This window comes from Rhodococcus sp. 06-156-4 (genome assembly GCF_002259345.1).
In the GTDB taxonomy this organism is placed as follows: Bacteria; Actinomycetota; Actinomycetes; order Mycobacteriales; family Mycobacteriaceae; genus Rhodococcoides; species Rhodococcoides fascians_E.
Genome location: NZ_NPGB01000036.1, coordinates 221,089 through 237,391, shown reverse-complemented (window position 1 = coordinate 237,391; position 16,303 = coordinate 221,089). Strand labels below are relative to the sequence as shown.

The window sequence follows — 16,303 nt, the reverse complement described above, 5'->3', positions numbered from 1 at the left end:
CACCCCGGGTACGTATGTGGGGAAGACTACTTCGGTTCCGACCCTCCACCGAGGTCGGACTCGGTCTTCAGGTCCGTCGACCGATCCTTGGTCAGGCTCGCCGACGTGCTGCCTGCGGGGCCGGCCGGATCGTCCGCCTCGATCGAATCTGCTGAATCTGCCGACTCCTTCGGCGGATTCTTCAGGCTCAGGATTATCGAACCTGCGAGGACCACGATGATGACCACCAGGCTCACCATGGACGGGATCTCGGGGATCGACGTGCTGATCACCTTGTGGCTTGCCTGCAGAACCAGCTTGACGCCGATGAATCCGAGGATGATCGCGAGGCCCTTGGACAGGTAGTGGAACTTCTCGAGAAGACCCGAGAGCAGGAAGTACAGGGCGCGCAGGCCGAGGATCGCGAACGCGTTGGACGAGTACACGATGAACGGGTCGTCACTGACCGCGAGAACAGCGGGCACACTGTCGACCGCGAACACGAGGTCTGCTGCCTCGATGGCGACGACGACGGCGAGCAGCGGGGTGGCAACGCGCTTGCCGGCTTCCTTGACGAAGAACTTCGTGCCGTCGTACTCGTCGCGAACCGGGATGACCTTACGCAGCAACCTCACTGCGATGGACTGGCTCGGATCGTACGAGTCCTCCTCGTCCTTCATCAGCTTCCATGCGCTGTACAGCAGGATGGCGGCGAAGACGAACAGAACGACGGTGAACTTGCTGACGATCGCGACACCCGCGGCGAGGAAGATTCCGCGGAACACGAGGGCGCCGACGACGCCGAAGAACAGAACGCGGTGCTGGTACTCACGGGGGACCTTGAAGTATCCGAAGATCAGCGCGAAGACGAAGAGGTTGTCCACCGACAAACTCTTCTCCAACAACCAGGCCGTCGTGTATTCGACGCCTGCCGTGGTACCGAGAGTGGCGAACACGACGCCACCGAAGATGAGAGCGACGCCGACCCAGAGCGCACTCCACCAAGCTGCTTCCCGGAAGCCGATGATGTGTGCGCCGCGGTGGGCAAGTAGGTCGATGGCCAACAGAATGACGACAACGGCTGCGAAAGCCGCCCACGCCCATACGGGGACGTTCATCGGCGAGTGTCCTTACTGGTGAATCGAGATCCGAGGCTCTTCAGCTTGGCCTGGTTCTCGGGTTTGGTGGCGAAAGCGCGCCCTTGCGCAATGAGCTTCTTACCCTGAGGGCTACGGGCGAACACCTGCAGTTTCTGAATCAGTGATGCCATGAAACGGTGCTCCTTGTCGATAGAAGGTTCTCGGCGGCCGCTTGCGACCGCGACTCCTCAAGTGTGCCTGTATCGATTGCGGCAGTCATCGTCCGAACGCGGACATGTTTGACCGATTTCGGTTGCCGTATCCCGGCAACAAGAGGCGCTGACTCGGCTCAAACGTGACCCGGAGCTCAGCTCCCCGTCGGCCACCCGAGCAATCTGGCGCCGTACACGGCCGTCTGCAGGGTGAATCGTTCGGCCGGATCGCCGACGTCGTGGCCGGTCAGTTCGGCCACTCGGGCCAGACGGTAGGTCACGGCACGAACGGACAAATGCATCGCCCGGGCTGTCGAGGCAGAATTTCCGCCTGTTCCGAAGAAGGCGAACAACGTGTCGAGCAAGGGGCCTGCGCCGCCACGTGCAGTCAGCAACGGAGTCAGAACCGTGTGCACCAGATCCGTGATTGCGGCCTTGTCGTCCAACAGCACCCGGTACACCAGCAGGTCACGTGCATCCACCACCACAGTGCCCAGGCCCAGCTTCGCGCCGAGGTCGAGCGAATCGACTGCTTCACGATACGACGACACGACACCGGCCACGCTGGGCCCCGTCCGCCCCACTCCGATCCGCCGGGTCCATGTCCCCGAGACATCGACCCTCTCGGTGGCCTCGCGAACACGGTCGACGACGTACTCCACCGCTGCGTGATCCGGGGCAGCGAACACCACGACAAGGCGGCCTTCCTTGCTCGCGACGAGAACCTCCGAGTCCGCTTTGCTTCCTTCCACCGCGCGTTCCACCTCGGTGATGACCCGGCCACCGTCGGTGAACGGCGTACTGGCCGCGACGACCACGACCGCATGAGGCCCGGTCAGATCCAGACCGAACGTCTCCGCCCTGCCCATCACTCCCGCGATGTCCGCGCTACCGGACAGCAGGTCGTCGACGAATTCACGCCGGGCCGACTCCTCCGCACGTACCAGCACTCGCCTGGCGAGTTGGAATCCTTCGGCGAGCTCGGCGACCGCGTCGTCGACGGCGTGCAGCATCACCTCACCGGCCGTCACGACGGCCTGTGGGTCTCGGTCGGCGTCGACGATCGCAGGAAGCTCCCGCCACAGGCGCCAGGCGGAGGACAGGTACAGATCGAGCAGTGCCCGGAGGGCGACGCCCTGCCGCGCCGCGGTGTCCCCGTGGGTGCGCAGAGTCCGCAGCTGTCGACGCGACAACGTGCGACCCTCGGACACCGCAGAGGTCAGGACCTCCAGAAAATCCCCGAGCAACTCCGTGGACAGCCCGCCGGCATCCTCGGCCGCGAGGTCGGCGACGCTGCGTCGTCGGTCTTGGCTCGTCGGGATCGCGCGATCGTGTGCCACCTGGTCATCGTATTGGTCGAGGTGGCAACGCAGCCCGGGCCGACCGTCCGGGTGATCCGATCACGCGTTCGCCGCGAGGACCGACAACAGCTCGTACGCGACGTGGGCAGCGGCGATTCCGGTGATCTCGGCGTGGTCGTATGCGGGTGCCACCTCGACGATGTCCGCACCGACCACGTCTACTCCGACCAGTCCGCGCAGGGTGTTCAGCAACTCGCGCGACGTGAGCCCGCCCGCCTCCGGTGTCCCCGTCCCCGGCGCGTGTGCAGGATCGAGCACGTCGATGTCCACGGACACGTAGACCGGGCCGGTGTCCAGGCGAGCACGCATGCGTTCGACGATGCTCGCGACGCCGTCGGTTTCGTAGTCGTCGGACCGAACGACCTGAAAACCGAGGATGCGGTCGTTCTCCAGATCCTGCTCGCTGTAGAGCGGCCCTCGGATCCCGATGTGCTGTGAGCGCTCGAGGTCGATCAAGCCTTCCTCGCTGGCCCGGCGGAACGGGGTCCCATGCGTGAACGGCGCCCCGAAATACGTGTCCCACGTGTCCAGGTGCGCGTCGAAATGCAGCACCGCCAACGGACCGTGGTCACGCGCGAGCGAACGCAGGATCGGCAGCGCGATCGTGTGGTCACCGCCGATCGTCAGCACCGACGAACCGTCCTGTCGCAGTCCGGTCACCGCGGACTCGACGGTGGCAAGGGCTTCGGTGATGTCGAACGGATTGACCCCGATGTCACCGAAATCCGCGACCTGACGATCTGCGAACGGGGAGACCTTCAACGCGGGGTTGTAGGGACGAAGCAACTTCGAGGATGCTCGGATGTGACCGGGACCGAACCGAGCGCCCGGCCGATAACTGACGCCGGAATCGAACGGCACACCGAGAATCGTGACGTCGGCACGCGACACCTCGTCGAGCCGCGGTAACCGCGCGAACGTCGTCGGCTCGGCATACCGGGGCACCACGGTTGCGTCGACCGGACCGATGGGACCGACAGATGGTCGTTCGGGGCTCATGACGCTGACGATGCCAGACTTCGGATCGTCCCACCGGATGTTTCCCGGGGACGCCGGACTTCCGTACGCTCTCGGGCAGGACGACAGCACCTCGGGGAGGAGAATTCATGAGCAAGACCGCCCTGCGTGCCTCGCTCTATCAAGGCCCCGAGTTCTCGGGTGACGTCGAAGCGAACCTCGCCGCCGTCGGCCGGGCAGCGGACAGTGCGTCACGTGCAGGGGCCGACATCCTCGTCACGCCCGAGATGTCGATCAGCGGATACGACATCGGGGAGCTCGTCGCGGCCCGGGCCGAACCTGCCGACGGCCCGATCTTCGACGCCGTCGCCCGCATCACGTCCGAGACGGGCGTGGCCGTCGTCTACGGATATCCCGAACGAGACGGATCCGTCGTGTACAACTCCGTTCAGGTGGTCGGCGCCGACGGTTCGCTCGTGGCGCGCTACCGCAAGACCCATCTCTTCGGGGACCTGGACCGCGGCCACTTCGTCCCCGGTGATCGACTCGTCGCGCAGTTCGACCTGGACGGAGTGAGGTGCGGTCTGCTGATCTGCTACGACGTCGAGTTCCCGGAAGCCGTTCGAGCACATGCCGATTCCGGCACCGAATTCCTGATCGTGCCGACGGGGCTCATGACGCCGTTCGACGTCGTCGCCACCCACGTCGTCCCCGCGCGGGCGTACGAGAGTCAGATGTTCCTGGCCTACGTGAACCGATGCGGCCGCGAAAGCGAGCTGCAGTACTGCGGCCTGACGTGTGCCATCGCTCCCGACGGGAGCGAACTCGCTCGCGCGGGCCGCGGCGAGGAGTCCCTGGTGGTCGACATCGATACGGAGATGCTCGCCCGGTCCCGGTCGATCAACACTCATCTTGCCGACCGTCGACCGGACCTGTATCTACATGCCAGAAAGGGAATTTCATGACCACGCCGGTGACGCCGGACAGTACGTCCGCCGACTCGGACGAGCGTCCGTTGACGATGTTCGGTCCCGACTTTCCCTTTGCCTACGACGACTACGTCGCGCATGCGGACGGGCTGGGTGAGGTGCCCGCCTCGGCGCTCGGCAGCGAGGTCGCTGTCATCGGCGGGGGACTGGCCGGAATGGTGGCGGCGTACGAGCTCGCCAAGTTGGGTTTGAAACCGGTTGTCTACGAATCGGATCGAATCGGTGGACGCATGCGGTCCATTCCGTTCGACGGCCATCCCGGGGTGGTGGCCGAGATGGGCGCCATGAGATTCCCGCCGTCGTCCACGACGCTGTTCCATTACCTCGACGTGCTCGGACTGCAGACCGAGCCGTTTCCCAACCCACTTGCCGAGGCTACGCCGAGTACGGTCATCGACCTCAAGGGAACCAGTCACTACGCGCAGAGCCTCGACGATCTGCCCGATGTCTTCGGCGAGGTGGCCCGGGCATGGCAGCGCACGCTCGAGGACCACGCGGATCTCGTTCCGCTGCAACGGGCGATCCGCGCTCGCGACACCGGTGAGATCAAGACCTTGTGGAACGAGCTGGTGCAGCGCTTCGACGACCAGACGTTCTACGGATTCCTCGCGTCCTCCGAACACTTCAGGTCCTTCGAGTTGCGAGAAGTGTTCGGGCAAGTCGGTTTCGGGACAGGTGGCTGGGACACCGACTACCCCAATTCCATTCTCGAGATACTGAGAGTCGTGGTCACCGCTGCCGACGATCACCACCGAGGCATCGTCGGTGGATCGCAACAACTTCCGGTCGGTCTGTGGCGCGCGTCGACGACGTCCGATCACTGGCCGGACGGGACGTCGGTGGAGTCGCTCAACAACGGCAGCACCTCACCGCGCGTGGTGCGGTTACGCCGCACGGGGTCTGAAATAGTCGTCGGTGACGCGGACGGCGGCGAGCGCACCTATCCCGCTGCCATCGTGACCGCACAGAGCTGGATGTTGCTGTCCACCATCGAATGCGACGACGACCTGCTACCGATCGACCACTGGACCGCGATCGAACGCACCCACTACATGGGGTCGACCAAGGTGTTCGTGCTCGTCGACCGACCGTTCTGGAAGGACAAGGACCCGAACACCGGGCGCGACGTCGTCAGCATGACGCTGACCGACCGGATGAGCCGAGGTACGTACCTGCTCGATCAAGGAGAGGGAAAGCCCGGTCTGATCTGCCTGTCCTACACCTGGTCCGACGACTCCCTCAAGCTACTGGCGCTCGGCCCGACCGAACGAATGAACCTCGTGCTCAGATCGTTGGAAGGGATCTACCCGGGGGTCGACTTCCGCTCCCACATCGTCGGCGAACCGGTGACCGTGTCGTGGGAAACCGAACGCGACTTCCTGGGTGCGTTCAAAGCGAACCTCCCCGGTCACTACCGATACCAGGAGCGCTTGTTCGGTCATTTCGTGCAGGACTCCTTCGACGAGCGCCATCGCGGACTGTTCCTCGCCGGCGACGACATCTCGTGGACGGCAGGCTGGGCGGAAGGCGCGATCCAAACGGCCCTCAACGCGGTGTGGGGCGTCGTGCACCATCTCGGCGGATCTTCCCGCGCGACCAATCCCGGACCAGGCGACGTCTTCGAACAGCTTGCCCCGCTTCGGCTCGGTGACCACTGAGGTTGCGCGTTCGGCGCTACCTGACTGTGCCCGTGATGAGCTACGGTCGAGGTCGGTCGGCGTCGCGTCGGGGGCGGCGCCGATTCCGACTGTCCGGGCTCTCGGCGTCCCGGCTGCGTACGCCCGCAGTAGGTTCGAGGCCGGAAGCCCGCTCGAGCAGCGGCTTGGTCCGGTAGGGGATGAGCTCGCTCATCGCGATCGACATGTTGGTGCGTTCCACGCCCGGGATCTTCAGGATCAGACCCGCCACCCGGTAGAGGTCGTCGGCGTCGACGGCCGCGATTCGGATGTGCATGTCGGAGGCACCGGAGAGTCCGAACACCTCGAGCACCTCCGGAATGGTTCCCAGATGGTCGGTGACTTCTGCGAGTCGATGCTGATCGACCCTCGTGGTGACGAAGGCCTGCAAGGCGTAGCCGAGACTGCGCGGCCGAACTCGGTGATCGATGGGCGTCAGGGCCTCCTTGTCCTCCCACCGAGTGAGTCGAGCTTGCACGGTGTTGCGAGAAAGACCGAGATCTCCGGCGAGTTCGACGCCGGTAGCACGCGGTTTCGCGCACAGGGCGAGCAGAAGGCGGGCGTCGGTGCGGTCGAAATCGGTCATGGATTCACGGTAGTGGCGACGACCGTTCCGTGCGTGCGAAGGCGCCCCGGCAGATCGCGGATCATCGCCTCGTGGCTAGTGTGCGTTCATGGCCAGTATCGAATCAACCGACCAGTTCCGACTGTCCGGAGCGTGGAACTTCCGCGATGTCGGGGGCGCTCGGACGGCCGACGGTCGCGAGGTTCGGCGAGGCCGGTTGTTTCGATCCTCCGAGCTGAGCCGGCTGGATTCCGAGGGCGAGAACATGCTCGTCCGTACCGGAGTGCGCCACGTGGTGGATCTTCGTGGGCAGTCCGAGATCGACCGCGCCGGTCGTGATCGCGTGCCGTCCTCGGTCCGGGTGCACAGCACTCCGTACGAGAACCACAAGGGTGAACGCGCCCCGCACGAGCTCGGCAACGTCGTCGACGCCGATGCGCAGTTGCAGTACATGATGCGCGCCTACACGTCGTTTCCCTCGCTCGCCGGGGCGAAGGTGGCCATCCGTCGCGTCGTCGACGCGGTCTCGGACGGCAGTGGTGGCGTTCTCGTGCACTGCGCTGCGGGCAAGGATCGCGCCGGATGGACGATAGCGACGGTCCTGCGCGCGGCGGGGGTGCTCGAACAGGACATCCTGACCGACTACCTGGCCAGCAATGCGGCAATCGCTCCGCTGCGCGCGCACCTGTCCGACATCTGGTCGGACGGTGACGGGCAGGGCCGCGAGAGCACGAGCGATGGCAGCTCGGTGTTTCTGTCCAACGCCGTCCTCGGTGTCACCGAGGAGTACTACCGACACGGGCTGAGCGTCGTCGACGAGCTCTACGGATCGTTCGACGGATATCTGAGCGAGCTCGGAATAGGCGTCGACCAGGTCGAACGGTTGAAATCTTCACTGCTCGTCCCGACGGACTGAATCGGACACGTACCCTGTCCAGCATGCGTACTGGACAAACGGCGCCGGATTTTCGGCTACCGGATCACGAGGGGAATGTGCGGTCCCTCGGTGAGTTGCTGGCCAGGGGCCCGGTGGTGCTGTTCTTCTATCCTGCGGCGTCCAGTCCGGTCTGCACGGCCGAGGCCTGCCACTTCCGGGATCTGGGCCGGTCGTTCGAGGCCCTGGGGGCTCAACGAGTCGGGATCAGCACCGACACCACCGACAAACAGTCGCACTTCGCGTTGCAGCGTTCCTTCGACTATCCGCTGCTCGCCGACTCGGACGCCTCGGTGGCGGGCCAGTTCGGAGTCAGGCGTGGCGGGTGGCTCATGCGCCGCCGACGCCGGCAGGAAATTTCCAACCGTTCGTCTCACGCTGCGAAGCGTGGAATCCTCCGTCAGCTCCTGTCGGTGAAGCGAACGACGTTCGTCATCGATCGCGACAGGGTGGTGCGGCTGGTGGTGACGAGCGAGCGTGCTCACGTGCACGCGGACAAGGCGTTGGACTACCTACGCTATCTGGCCTGACCCGGCTTCTCCGCTGAACAGAGGCGTGTACACGGCGGGCTTGCTGTTCTCGGACGTGGATTCGGCGGCAGTCTTGTCAGCGTGGCTGAAAAGAGCCTCGATCTTGATATTCGGTTCCATCTTATGAAGCATGCCCCCGTTCGAGGGAAAACGCCACCTGGACGCGCTGAGCAGCACGCGAGAAAAATATTGACCGCCAACGTTTTTGGAAAGCGACGTCGAGGGGTGGGAGACTGGGCGTCGTGCCCGATCTCGAATCTGTCCTGTCCGGACTCCGTCGCCGCCCCGACGCGGAGGCCGTCAACCTCTTTGCCGTCGACGCCGCGGACCGGCTTCTGCTCGACACGGTAGGCGAATCGGTTTCGGACGTGGCCGCCCGACGGATCACGGTGATCGGTGATCGCTACGGCGCGCTCACGCTCGGACTGCAGGTGCAGTACGGCGTGACCGGCATTCGCGTCCACCAGGATTCGTACACGGGCGAACTCGCACTCGATCGCAATGCGACCTCGGCGGGCATGTCCGGGGCGCACACTCACCACGCGTTGGACCAGTCGTTGCTCAGCGGCGCGGACCTGGTGCTGATGCAGTTGCCGCGCAGCCTCGCAGAACTGACCGAGATCGCCGAGGCGATCGCCGCCCACTCCGATCCGGGGGTGGTCGTGCTCGCGGGTGGCCGGGACAAGCACATGGCGCCGGCGATGAACGCCGTGCTCCGATCGTCCTTCGAGACGGTCACCGCGGGCCGGGGCAGACAGAAAGCTCGCGTCCTGACGGCGTCGAAACCCGTCCCTTCCGAGACTCGAAGTTATCCCGTGACCGCGGTGCTCGACGACCTCGATCTCACCGTCGTCGCGCACGGTGCGGTGTTCGCCGGGGCGAAGCTCGACGTCGGAACCCGGTTCCTGGCCGAATTCACGGACCGGATGTTGCCCGGTGCTCGTCAGATCGTCGACCTCGGCTGCGGAACCGGGATACTCGCCTGCCTGCTGGCCCGTGCGCGGAGCGAGGCTCGGGTCCACGCAAGCGACAGATCCGCCGCGGCGGTGGCGTCGGCGACTGCGACCGCGAGGGCGAACGGTCTGGACATCGACGTCGTGCGGGACGACGCACTTTCCACGTTCCCCGACTCCTCCGTCGATCTGATCGTGTGCAACCCGCCGTTCCACGAAGGGGCGTCCCTGCACACCGGCAGCGCCCAGAAGTTGTTCGAGGCAGCAGGGCGGGTGTTACGTCCGAACGGCGAGATGTGGACCGTCTACAACACTCATCTCAACTACCGGCGCGCACTGGCCGACGCGGTGGGACCGACCGCGGTGGCGGGGAAGAACGCAAAATTCACCGTCACCCGGTCGGTCGTCTGACCAGCTCGTCTACTCGACCGGGCCGCCGTCTTCCGGCGTGCCGTCGATCTGGCCGCGATCGCGGCCCCGGTCCTCGACGAGTGTCCCCTCCACGATCTCGGCCTGACGCTGGCCGTCCGCGTAATCGATGTCCGGGTCCTCGTCCGAACCGACGATCTCGTGGTCCACGATCTCCTCGGTCAGCTCGTCGTCCGGAGTTTCCGCCACCGACCGTTCCTCGTCCTCGAGGGCGGTGTCGGGCTCTTCCTCGCTCAGCTTCTCGTCCAGGCTCTCGCCTTCGAGCGCTTCGTTCGGCGTCGTTCCGAACCGGTCGGCCTCGCTGTAATGGTCCGGTGCATCGACGATGTCGTCGCCGTCGTCGTTGCGCACCTCGTCCGAGTCGAGGCTTTCGCTCTGGTCCAAAGTGTCGCCTGGTCCGTCTTCGATACTCATGTGATCCATAGTGCCCGCCGAGGCGCCGCGGGAAACTGCCGGTGTCTGCGCGGTTCGTCACGAAGGAAGGTAGAGTCCGAATTGTCGGAAGTCGTGTGGTCCGACTGGGAACTTTTGTCCGTATGTGGGAGTTTTACGTACAGCTGCCGGTTCACTACCGGTTGTCGGGCTCGGCGCGACGCGACGGGCTCGAACTCGAAGAAGGATTCACCCTTCAGAAAGGACGCGACACGGTGCGCACCTCCAGCAACCCGGTGTTCCGCAACCTGCCCAAGCAAGAGGGCGGCGGATACGCCACGTTCGGCTCTGCGACGGCAGGTGCCTCGCAGGCTGCTCAGCAGTTCGGTCAGCCGCAGGCCTACGGCGATCCCTACCAGACAGGCCCCACGTCGCGGGCGATGACGATCGACGACGTCGTGACCAAGACGGGCATCACGCTCGGTGTGCTCGCGCTCACTGCGATCGTCTCGTTCATCCTCGTCGACGGTAACCCCGGCCTCGCAGCTCCCTTCGTCATCGGTGGCGGTCTGGTCGGTCTCGGCCTGGTCCTGTTCGCGACGTTCGGCCGCAAGATGGACAGCAAGGCAGTCGTGCTTGCCTACGCGGTCGCCGAAGGCATCTTCCTCGGTGCTCTGTCGTTCCTGTTCACGTTCCCGATCCAGGGTGCGTCGGCCGGAACGCTGATCTCGCAGGCCGTGCTCGGTACGTTCGGTGTGTTCTTCGGAATGCTCGTCGTCTACAAGACCGGTGCCATCCGCGTCACCCCGCGCCTGACCCGCATGATCGTCGGTGCACTCATCGGCGTCGTCGTGCTGGCGCTCGGTAACCTCGTCGCCAGCTTCTTCATGGACGGCGGCCTCGGCCTCCGCGACGGCGGACCCATCGCCATCATCTTCAGCCTCGTCTGCATCGGCATCGCCGCGTTCAGCTTCCTGCTGGACTTCGATCAGGCGGACCAGCTCATCCGCGCGCAGGCGCCGGAAAAGGCTGCCTGGGGTGTGGCCCTCGGCCTGACCATCACGCTGGTGTGGCTGTACGTCGAGATCCTGCGACTGCTCAGCTACTTCAACAACGACTAGTAGTCACCGCGAAAGGCCCCGCGCTCCTCGTGAGTGCGGGGCCTTTCGCGTTCCTGCGGGTGGCTCGAAGGACGCGTCAGCTGAGACGCTCGAGCACCATGGCCATTCCCATGCCGCCGCCGACGCACATGGTCTCCACGCCGAACGTCTTGTCCTGTGTCTTCAGGTTGTTCAGCAAGGTCGTGGTGATGCGCGCGCCGGTCATGCCGAACGGGTGACCGACGGCGATTGCGCCACCGGAGATGTTCAGCTTGTCGTGATCGATGCCGAGATCACGTGCCGAACCGAGGACCTGCACCGCGAACGCCTCGTTGATCTCGAACAGGTCGATGTCGGAGATGGAGAGATTCGCGATCTTCAGCGCCCGCTTGGTGGCCTCGATCGGTCCGAGTCCCATGATCTCGGGGGAGGTTCCGGTGACGCCGGTGGACACGATGCGGGCCAGCGGCGTCAGGCCGAGCGCCTTGGCCTTGGTGTCACTCATGATGACGAGTGCGGCCGCTCCGTCGTTCAGCGGGCACGCGTTGCCTGCCGTGACCGTTCCGTTGGGGCGGAAGACCGGCTTGAGCTCGCTGATCTTCTCGTAGGTCGTGCCCGCACGGGGGCCGTCGTCCTTGGACACGACGGTGCCGTCCGGGAGTGTGACCGGGGTGATCTCGCGCTCGAAGAAGCCGGAGTTGATAGCTTCCTCGGCCCGGTTCTGGCTGCGGACGGCCCAGTGGTCCTGATCCTCGCGGCTGATGCCGGTCAACAGCGAGACGTTCTCGGCGGTCTGACCCATGGCGATGTACGCGTCGGGCAGCTCGCCGCTCTCGCGGGGATCGGTCCAGCTGTCCGCGCCCTCTTCCTGCGCCTTCTTGGTGCGTGCCTCGGCGTCGGCGAACAGCGGGTTGTGACTCTGCGGCAGGGAGTCGGAGCTGCCGTGAATGAAGTTGGAGACGCTCTCGACGCCTGCGGAAATGAACACGTCGCCCTCGCCTGCCTTGATGGCGTGCAAGGCCATGCGCGTGGTCTGCAGCGAGGAGGAACAGTAGCGGGTGATGGTGGTGCCGGGAAGCGAGTCGTAGCCGAGCAGGACTGCCACGATGCGAGCGAGGTTGTTGCCCTGCATGCCTCCGGGAAGGCCACATCCCAGAAGGAGGTCGTCGATGTCGGTCGGGTCGAGCTCGGGAACCTTCGCGAGCGCGGCGGCGACCATCTGCACGGTGAGGTCGTCGGGACGGATGTCTTTCAGCGAGCCCTTCATCGCGCGGCCGATGGGTGAACGAGCGGTACTGACGATCACTGCTTCTGGCATGAACTCTCCTAGGGTTGATTACCGTGGATACTAAGTTACCGGCGGGTAGGGCTGGTTGTGCGCCTCCGTTTCGCTTCGTCGGCGACGTAGGAAACTCTCCAACGATGCCGCCGCGCGCGGCACGAAACGGCGGGATTCGGCCGCGGCGGACACGTCGGGGAGCTCGGGGAGCGGACCACCGTGCCACTCGCCCAACGCCGCAGCCAGGACAGGAAGCAACTGGCGAGCGGCGAGTTCGTAGCCGGCAGCCGACGGATGGAACCGGTCCGCGGAGAACATCGTGTCCGGGGCTGCGAGAAACTCGGGAGACAGCAAGTCCGCCAACGCCACGGGGTGCCCGCCTGCTTTCAGGGTCGCGTCGGACTGTGCGCGTGCCAGCCGAAGACCCCAGTTTCGGACGACCGTTCGCAGAGGTTGGGGTATCGCGGTCACGACGCCGAGATCGGGGCACGTTCCCACGACGACGACCGTGCCCTTCGCCGTCAAGCGTTCCACTGCGTTGCCCAGTCGCGCGGCCGACGCCGCGATGGAGAACTTCTTGGTGACATCGTTCGCGCCGATCAGAATGACCGCGGCGTCCGGTGGCGGGCCGGCGACGAACATCGCGTCGACCTGGCCCTCCAGGCCTTTCGACGTCGCGCCGCCGATTGCTTTGGTGCTCAGCCGGACCCGCTTCTCGGTTTCGTCGGCGAGCCCACGGGCAACCAGGACTCCCGGTACTTCGTCGGCGACAGTGCAGCCGACGCCCGCGGCAGTCGAGTCGCCGAAGATCATCAGATGAATATCTGCCGAACTCCCGATTCGCCACCGTTCCGGCGTGCGATCACCGGGCCCGTAGACGCCGTCGGCCTCCGGAGGTTTTGCCGTCGAGCGTCCGATCACCCCGCGAGCAGACGTCGCTTGGGCCATCAGATGCTTGTACGCAGCCCACGACGCTGTCCCAGCTGACGAGCCTGCAATCACCGTCGCGGCGCCCGCCTTGGCTGCGCCCTTCCACCGACTCACCGACACGTTCTCTTTGCCACGGTCTGCGCCACACGTCCATCGTAAGCATCCGTTCGCGGTGTCTCGGGGGTACCGAGAAGCGCGTCGGGTGCGATCGAGTCGTTCCGAGGACTCCGCTCCGAGCGCGATCTGGGAAGATGAAGTCATGCGCATCGCTCAGCACGTCACCGAACTCATCGGCAACACCCCGTTGGTCAAGCTCTCCTCTGTTGTCGGCGACAACGCGGGGTCGGTTGTGGCCAAGGTCGAATACCTCAACCCGGGCGGGTCCAGCAAGGACCGCATCGCCATCAAGATGATCGACGCTGCCGAGGCGTCGGGCGAGTTGAAGCCGGGCGGGACCATCGTGGAACCGACCTCGGGCAACACCGGGGTCGGGTTGGCCCTCGTCGCGCAGCAGCGTGGCTACAAGTGCGTCTTCGTGTGCCCGGACAAGGTGGGCGAGGACAAGCGCAACGTGCTGCGCGCCTATGGAGCCGAGGTGGTCGTCTGCCCGACGGCTGTCGCTCCCGAGGACCCCAACAGCTACTACAGCGTGTCCGATCGCCTGGTGCGCGAGATCGACGGTGCGTGGAAGCCCAATCAGTACGCCAACCCGGCAGGCCCGCAGAGCCACTACGAAACCACCGGACCCGAGATCTGGGCCGACACCGACGGCAAGATCACCCACTTCGTCGCGGGCGTCGGAACGGGTGGAACCATCTCCGGAACAGGCAAGTACCTCAAGGAGATCTCCGACGGCAAGGTCAAGGTCATCGGCGTCGACCCCGAAGGCTCGGTCTACTCGGGTGGCACCGGCCGTCCGTACCTCGTCGAGGGCGTCGGTGAGGACTTCTGGCCGTCGGCCTACGACCCGTCCATTCCCGACGAGATCATCGCCGTGTCCGACGCCGACTCCTTCGACATGACGCGACGCCTCGCACGCGAAGAAGGGCTCCTGGTCGGCGGATCGTGCGGTATGGCTGCCGTCGGCGCCCTGCGTGTCGCCGAGCGTGAAGGCCCCGACGCTCTCGTCGTCGTGTTGCTGCCCGACGGCGGTCGTGGCTACCTCGCGAAGATCTTCAACGACGACTGGATGTCGTCCTACGGCTTCCTTCGCTCGCGCCTGGACGGCAAGACCGACGAGCCGTCGGTGGGCGACGTGCTCCGCGGCAAGTCCGGCGCCCTTCCCGACCTGGTGCACACGCACCCGTCGGAAACCGTGCGTGACGCCATCGAGATCCTGCGCGAGTACGGCGTCTCGCAGATGCCGGTCGTCGGCGCGGAGCCTCCTGTGATGGCGGGCGAGGTCGCGGGCAGTGTCACCGAGCGCGAACTGCTGAGCGCGGTCTTCGAGGGCCGTGCGTCACTGGCGGACCCGGTCGCCAAGCACATGAGCGAGCCGTTCCCCCTCATCGGTGCAGGCGAGAACGTCTCCGACGCCACCAAGGCTCTCGGAGAGACCGACGCCCTGATGGTCGTGGAGGAGGGCAAGCCCGTCGGCGTCATCACCCGACACGACCTGCTCGGGTTCCTGTCCAAGGGCGCCTGACCCCCCTACGTGAGTGGTTGTGTATGGCGGGCCGTACACAACCACTCACAGCGGATCAGCGAACCGCGCTGGTGCCGGTGAGTGCCTGCCCCACCACCAACTGGTGTACCTCGGACGTTCCCTCGTACGTGAGGACGGACTCCAGGTTGTTGGCGTGACGAAGCACCGGGTACTCCAGGGTGATGCCGTTGGCACCGAGAATCGTCCGGCACTCGCGGGCGATCGCGATCGCTTCGCGCACGTTGTTGAGCTTGCCGACGGACACCTGTTCGCCGCGCAGCTCGCCCTTGTCCTTCAGTCGGCCGAGGTGCAGCGCGAGCAGTTGACCTTTGCCGAGTTCGAGTGCCATGTTCGCGAGCTTGGCCTGCGTCAGCTGGTAACCGCCGAGTGGCTTGTCGAACACCTCCCGTGTCTTCGAGTACTCGATGGCCGACTCGATGCAGTCACGTGCCGCACCCATCGCGCCGAAGATGATGCCGAAGCGGGCTTCGTTGAGACAGCTGAGCGGGCCACGTAGTCCATGAGCGTCGGGGAGCACGGCATCACTGGGCAGCCGGACGTCCTCCAGCACCAGTTCGCCGGTGATCGACGCACGAAGCGAGAGCTTCTTCTTGACGGTGTTCGCCGTGAACCCCGGCGTGTCCGTCGGGACGACGAACCCTCGTATTTTCTCGTCGGTCTGAGCCCAGACGACGGCGACATCGGCGACCGGGCCGTTCGTGATCCACATCTTGGAGCCATTGAGGACCCAGTCGCTGCCGTCCTTCCTGGCCCGCGTCCGCATTCCGCCCGGGTTGGATCCGTAGTCGGCCTCGGTCAGCCCGAAGCAACCGATGAGCGATCCCTCGGCCATACCGGGCAGCCACTGCTGCTTCTGCTCCTCGGAGCCGTACTTCCAGATCGCGAACATCGCCAGCGAACCCTGGACGGAGACAAGGCTACGAATGCCGGAATCCATGGCCTCGAGCTCCAGGCAGGCGAGGCCGTAGGCAGTGGCAGACGTGCCCGCGCACCCGTAACCCTCGAGATGCATCCCCAACAGTCCGAGTGCGCCCAGTTCCTTAGCCAGCTCCCTCGCGGGGACGGTGCCGTCCTCGAACCAGTCCGCGAGGTGGGGCCGGATACGTTCGCGGCCGAACTTTCGAACGGTGTCGCGGATGTCCTTCTCCTCGGAATCCAGAAGGGAGTCGATGGAGAACAGCTCGTCGACGGTCTGTGAATCAGCCACGGTCAAACGCCTCGTTTCGCTTTGCAGTGTCTCCCGAAGGCTACCGAGAACTCTCGCCTATCAGGCGGGAGTGGAGCCTGCAGTA

Annotated in this window: 16 protein-coding genes; 7 read left to right on the top strand and 9 right to left on the bottom strand. The window is 65.3% G+C overall.

Annotation, left to right across the window (positions count from 1 at the left end; genetic code table 11):
* Positions 1 to 26: 26 nt before the first annotated feature.
* The 4 genes from CH290_RS25755 to speB form a co-directional block, all read right to left on the bottom strand.
* The gene (locus tag CH290_RS25755) at positions 27 to 1,097 is read right to left on the bottom strand and encodes a TerC family protein (protein ID WP_020111203.1); all 1,071 of its coding nucleotides are present in this window, start codon (positions 1,095 to 1,097) and stop codon (positions 27 to 29) included.
* Positions 1,094 to 1,249, bottom strand: coding sequence for a hypothetical protein (locus tag CH290_RS30385; protein ID WP_019663477.1), 156 nt, complete (start codon positions 1,247 to 1,249; stop codon positions 1,094 to 1,096). The genes CH290_RS25755 and CH290_RS30385 overlap by 4 nt, the downstream gene beginning before the upstream one ends.
* Positions 1,250 to 1,425: 176 nt before the next feature.
* On the bottom strand, positions 1,426 to 2,610 hold the full coding sequence (locus CH290_RS25750) for a PucR family transcriptional regulator (protein WP_020111202.1): 1,185 nt from the start codon (positions 2,608 to 2,610) through the stop codon (positions 1,426 to 1,428).
* Between the two features lie 60 nt (positions 2,611 to 2,670).
* On the bottom strand, positions 2,671 to 3,630 hold the full coding sequence (gene speB / locus CH290_RS25745; protein WP_033189873.1) for an agmatinase: 960 nt from the start codon (positions 3,628 to 3,630) through the stop codon (positions 2,671 to 2,673).
* Positions 3,631 to 3,737: 107 nt separating this feature from the next.
* On the opposite strand from speB, the gene CH290_RS25740 reads away from it, so the two are divergent.
* Together CH290_RS25740 and CH290_RS25735 are read left to right on the top strand one after the other, a co-directional pair.
* Positions 3,738 to 4,553, top strand: a complete 816-nt coding sequence (locus tag CH290_RS25740; RefSeq protein ID WP_020111201.1) for a carbon-nitrogen hydrolase family protein — start codon at positions 3,738 to 3,740, stop codon at positions 4,551 to 4,553.
* Complete coding sequence (locus CH290_RS25735; protein WP_033189874.1) at positions 4,550 to 6,235, top strand: flavin monoamine oxidase family protein; 1,686 nt, start codon at positions 4,550 to 4,552, stop codon at positions 6,233 to 6,235. Before CH290_RS25740 ends, CH290_RS25735 begins: the two co-directional genes overlap by 4 nt.
* Positions 6,236 to 6,275: 40 nt before the next feature.
* Here the strand turns inward: CH290_RS25735 and CH290_RS25730 are convergent, their stop codons facing one another.
* Positions 6,276 to 6,839: an Lrp/AsnC family transcriptional regulator gene (locus CH290_RS25730; protein ID WP_019663482.1), complete on the bottom strand. Its 564-nt coding sequence runs from the start codon at positions 6,837 to 6,839 to the stop codon at positions 6,276 to 6,278.
* An 88-nt stretch (positions 6,840 to 6,927) separates the two neighbouring features.
* Here CH290_RS25730 and CH290_RS25725 point away from each other — a divergent pair, with 88 nt between their 5' ends.
* The 3 genes from CH290_RS25725 (at position 6,928) to CH290_RS25715 (ending at position 9,646) form a co-directional block, all read left to right on the top strand.
* On the top strand, positions 6,928 to 7,734 hold the full coding sequence (locus CH290_RS25725; RefSeq protein WP_020111199.1) for a tyrosine-protein phosphatase: 807 nt from the start codon (positions 6,928 to 6,930) through the stop codon (positions 7,732 to 7,734).
* Between the two features lie 23 nt (positions 7,735 to 7,757).
* Positions 7,758 to 8,282: a peroxiredoxin gene (locus tag CH290_RS25720; protein WP_026347498.1), complete on the top strand. Its 525-nt coding sequence runs from the start codon at positions 7,758 to 7,760 to the stop codon at positions 8,280 to 8,282.
* A gap of 242 nt (positions 8,283 to 8,524) precedes the next feature.
* On the top strand, positions 8,525 to 9,646 hold the full coding sequence (locus CH290_RS25715) for a class I SAM-dependent methyltransferase (RefSeq protein ID WP_033189875.1): 1,122 nt from the start codon (positions 8,525 to 8,527) through the stop codon (positions 9,644 to 9,646).
* Between the two features lie 9 nt (positions 9,647 to 9,655).
* Here the strand turns inward: CH290_RS25715 and CH290_RS25710 are convergent, their stop codons facing one another.
* The gene (locus CH290_RS25710) at positions 9,656 to 10,078 is read right to left on the bottom strand and encodes a hypothetical protein (protein WP_026347499.1); all 423 of its coding nucleotides are present in this window, start codon (positions 10,076 to 10,078) and stop codon (positions 9,656 to 9,658) included.
* A 233-nt stretch (positions 10,079 to 10,311) separates the two neighbouring features.
* Here CH290_RS25710 and CH290_RS25705 point away from each other — a divergent pair, with 233 nt between their 5' ends.
* Positions 10,312 to 11,157 carry a Bax inhibitor-1/YccA family protein gene (locus CH290_RS25705; RefSeq protein ID WP_026347500.1) on the top strand — a complete coding sequence of 282 codons (846 nt, stop codon included), beginning with the start codon at positions 10,312 to 10,314 and terminating at the stop codon, positions 11,155 to 11,157.
* A gap of 76 nt (positions 11,158 to 11,233) precedes the next feature.
* On the opposite strand, the gene CH290_RS25700 is transcribed toward CH290_RS25705, so the two are convergent.
* Positions 11,234 to 12,454 (bottom strand): acetyl-CoA C-acetyltransferase, encoded by a 1,221-nt coding sequence (locus tag CH290_RS25700; protein WP_033189876.1) that lies wholly within the window; start codon positions 12,452 to 12,454, stop codon positions 11,234 to 11,236.
* Between the two features lie 30 nt (positions 12,455 to 12,484).
* The gene (locus CH290_RS25695) at positions 12,485 to 13,465 is read right to left on the bottom strand and encodes an SGNH/GDSL hydrolase family protein (protein WP_019663490.1); all 981 of its coding nucleotides are present in this window, start codon (positions 13,463 to 13,465) and stop codon (positions 12,485 to 12,487) included.
* Between the two features lie 139 nt (positions 13,466 to 13,604).
* On the opposite strand from CH290_RS25695, the gene CH290_RS25690 reads away from it, so the two are divergent.
* Positions 13,605 to 14,990, top strand: coding sequence for a cystathionine beta-synthase (locus CH290_RS25690; protein WP_026347501.1), 1,386 nt, complete (start codon positions 13,605 to 13,607; stop codon positions 14,988 to 14,990).
* Between the two features lie 55 nt (positions 14,991 to 15,045).
* On the opposite strand, the gene CH290_RS25685 is transcribed toward CH290_RS25690, so the two are convergent.
* Positions 15,046 to 16,218: an acyl-CoA dehydrogenase family protein gene (locus CH290_RS25685; protein WP_020111195.1), complete on the bottom strand. Its 1,173-nt coding sequence runs from the start codon at positions 16,216 to 16,218 to the stop codon at positions 15,046 to 15,048.
* Positions 16,219 to 16,303 lie beyond the last annotated feature (85 nt).

Coding starts and splice junctions, on each gene's coding strand:
- CH290_RS25755 (WP_020111203.1), bottom strand. CDS start 1,097: ATGAACGTCCCCGTATGGGCGTGGGCGGCTTTCGCAGCCGTTGTCGTC.
- CH290_RS30385 (WP_019663477.1), bottom strand. CDS start 1,249: ATGGCATCACTGATTCAGAAACTGCAGGTGTTCGCCCGTAGCCCTCAG.
- speB (WP_033189873.1), bottom strand. CDS start 3,630: ATGAGCCCCGAACGACCATCTGTCGGTCCCATCGGTCCGGTCGACGCA.
- CH290_RS25740 (WP_020111201.1), top strand. CDS start 3,738: ATGAGCAAGACCGCCCTGCGTGCCTCGCTCTATCAAGGCCCCGAGTTC.
- CH290_RS25735 (WP_033189874.1), top strand. CDS start 4,550: ATGACCACGCCGGTGACGCCGGACAGTACGTCCGCCGACTCGGACGAG.
- CH290_RS25730 (WP_019663482.1), bottom strand. CDS start 6,839: ATGACCGATTTCGACCGCACCGACGCCCGCCTTCTGCTCGCCCTGTGC.
- CH290_RS25725 (WP_020111199.1), top strand. CDS start 6,928: ATGGCCAGTATCGAATCAACCGACCAGTTCCGACTGTCCGGAGCGTGG.
- CH290_RS25720 (WP_026347498.1), top strand. CDS start 7,758: ATGCGTACTGGACAAACGGCGCCGGATTTTCGGCTACCGGATCACGAG.
- CH290_RS25710 (WP_026347499.1), bottom strand. CDS start 10,078: ATGAGTATCGAAGACGGACCAGGCGACACTTTGGACCAGAGCGAAAGC.
- CH290_RS25700 (WP_033189876.1), bottom strand. CDS start 12,454: ATGCCAGAAGCAGTGATCGTCAGTACCGCTCGTTCACCCATCGGCCGC.
- CH290_RS25690 (WP_026347501.1), top strand. CDS start 13,605: ATGCGCATCGCTCAGCACGTCACCGAACTCATCGGCAACACCCCGTTG.